Annotated in this window: 1 protein-coding gene and 1 pseudogene (1 of these 2 running past the window's edge); one reads left to right on the top strand and one right to left on the bottom strand. The window is 49.4% G+C overall.

Going from position 1 to position 2,888, the window contains the following annotated elements:
- Positions 1–90: 90 nt before the first annotated feature.
- A complete protein-coding gene (locus tag A2048_04080) occupies positions 91–2,778 on the bottom strand; it encodes an aconitate hydratase 1 (protein ID OGP08555.1) in 2,688 nt (895 codons plus the stop codon).
- Between the two features lie 12 nt (positions 2,779–2,790).
- Here A2048_04080 and A2048_04085 point away from each other — a divergent pair.
- A pseudogene (locus A2048_04085) lies at positions 2,791–2,888 on the top strand (hypothetical protein) (it continues 394 nt past the right edge of the window).

The raw sequence follows: 2,888 nt of genomic DNA on the forward strand, positions 1-2,888 counted from the left end.
TTCTAACGTAGAACAGCTAAGATTATTTGATCTGAAACCTATAGCTCGGCGGAGCCGAGCTTGATACCCCGTGGCTTGCCACGGGGTTCTTCATTTCCCCGCTAATTGCCTTAAGACGTATTTCAAAATCCCGCCGTGTTTGTAGTATTCAAGTTCTACGGGGGTGTCGATGCGACAGGTGGTGTCAAAAGACAAAAGGGATCCGTCTGGTTTTTGCACAGAGACTTTGACCGTTTGCAAGGGGGTTAAGGCATCCAGGTTTTCTATGCTGATCATTTCATCCCCGGTAAGCTTGAGGGCTTGATGATTGTTCCCATTTTTAAATTGAAGGGGAAGCACACCCATTCCCACAAGATTGCTGCGATGAATACGTTCATAAGATTCGGCGATCACAGCGCGTACTCCCAGAAGGGCCGGCCCCTTGGCTGCCCAATCGCGGGAAGAGCCTGATCCATATTCTTTTCCGGCAATTACAACGAGGGCTGTTTTTTCTCCCTGATATTTCATGGCCGCGTCAAAAATGGGCATGGTTTCTCCCGTCGGAACATGCTTGGTCATGCCGCCTTCGATCCCTTCAAGCATCAAGTTTTTAATCCGTGTATTGGCAAAAGTTCCGCGCATCATCACTTCATGATTTCCGCGGCGGGAACCATACGAATTGAAATCAGCCGGTTTGATGCCGTGTTTTTGCAAATAAAGTCCGGCAGGGCTGGATGCCTTGATGGAACCGGCAGGGGATATGTGGTCGGTCGTGATGCTGTCCCCAAAAATGGCAAGAATGCGGGCCTTTGCTAAAGAACCTTTGGGTACAGGTTTTTTGGACATATTTACAAAATAAGGCGGATCTTGCACATAGGTTGATTTTTGATCCCACTTGTAGGTGGCGCCCCCGGTGGAGGAAAGACCCTGCCAGCGGGCATCTCCTGCGTACACATTTTCATATTTACTTGAAAATAATTTGGAAGAAAGACAGGCAGCCATGCTTTGGATAATTTCCTCCTGTGTGGGCCAGATATCTTTTAAGTAAATAGGTTTACCAGACTTATCTTGACCGATGGCTTCTTTGGTAAGATCCCGGGTGATTGTACCGGCGATGGCATAGGCCACAACAAGAGGAGGGCTTGCCAGGTAATTGGCTCGCACATCGGCATGGACGCGCCCTTCAAAATTGCGATTACCACTTAATACGGAACAAGCGACCAAGCCACGTTCACGGTAGACCTCACTGACAACGGGCAGAAGCGGGCCACTGTTCCCGATGCAGGTGGTGCAGCCATAGCCCACCACATGAAACCCCAGTTTTTCGAGTGAAGAAAGAAGCCCGGCTTTTTTTAGATATTCGGTGACAACCTGAGATCCGGGGGCCAAGCTTGTTTTAACCCAGGGTTGAGAAACCAGGCCCTTTTCGGCAGCTTTCTTGGCCACAAGCCCGGCGGCAATCAAAACAGAGGGGTTGGATGTGTTCGTACAGCTTGTGATTGCCGCAATGACGACATCCCCATTTTGGGGAATATGGGATTTCCCCGAAAGAGTGACGGCTGATTGATCCCCTGCCTTGGGAGCTGTTTCCTTGGGTTTAAGGCTGGAGAGTTTTTCATTGAAGGAAGAGGCCACAAGATTCAATTCGACACGATCTTGCGGTCGGCTGGGTCCTGCCAGACAAGGCTTTATTGTGCCCAGATCAAGTTCGATAATATCCGAATAATCGGCCTGGGGCGAGGCAGGGGTCCAAAATAGATCTTGGGCTTTCAAATAGGTTTTAACCAGATTGATTTGTTCCTCTTTGCGGCCGGTAAGCCTTAAGTAGTCGAGGGTTTTGTCATCCACCGGGAAAAATCCGCACGTGGCGCCGTATTCGGGGGCCATGTTGGCAATGGTGGCTCGGTCAGCCAGGCTTAAGTTGGCGGCTCCGGGCCCAAAAAATTCCACAAATTTTCCCACCACTCCTTTTTTTCGCAGCATTTCAGTGACAGTAAGCACAGCATCGGTGGCCGTGGCGCCTTCGGGAAGTTTTCCCGTCAACTTAAATCCAACCACGGGAGGAATGAGCATGGTACAAGGCTGTCCCAGCATGGCAGCCTCGGCTTCAATGCCCCCCACGCCCCATCCTAAAACGCCCAATCCGTTGATCATTGTCGTATGCGAATCAGTTCCCACCACGGTGTCGGGGCATAGGATTTTTTCATTTCCCTTTTCACACACCATGACCACACGGGCTAAAAATTCCAGGTTTACCTGATGGACAATGCCCGTATCGGGTGGAACCACTTTAAAATTTTTAAAGGCTTTCTGGCCCCAGTTAAGAAAGGTGTAGCGTTCTTCGTTGCGCTCAAATTCAAGCCTGGCATTCACGCCAAAGGCCTCGGCATTTCCTGAAGCATCCACTTGCACCGAATGGTCGATCACCAATTCCACCGGTTGCAGGGGATTTATTTTTTGGGGATCGCCCCCCAGGTTTTTAATGGCATCCCTCATGGCGGCCAGGTCAACAACAGCAGGGACCCCGGTGAAGTCCTGCAAAATAACCCGGGCGGGCATGAAATTGATTTCTTTGGCGTTGATCTGTTGAGGTTTCCATTCAAGCAGGGATTGGATGTCTGTTTTTGAAACCGAAAGGCCGTCTTCACAACGAAGCAGGTTTTCCACCAAAACCCTTATGGAATAGGGCAGTGTTTTTAATTTAAAACCACTTTTTTCAAGTTGGGGAAGGCTGTAATAAGAATATTTTTGGTTATTTACAGAGAGGGTTGTTTTGGTTTTAAAGCTGTCCGAGGGCATAAAGTTCCTTTCGTGAAAGAAGTGGGCAAATGGAAAGTTTTATTTTACAATCATAGGGGCTCGCGTCGCCCCCTCCATCGGCAACCCGTTCGACTCACTACGTTCGCTCA

This window comes from Deltaproteobacteria bacterium GWA2_45_12 (assembly GCA_001797365.1).
Taxonomy (GTDB): domain Bacteria; phylum UBA10199; class UBA10199; order UBA10199; family UBA10199; genus UBA10199.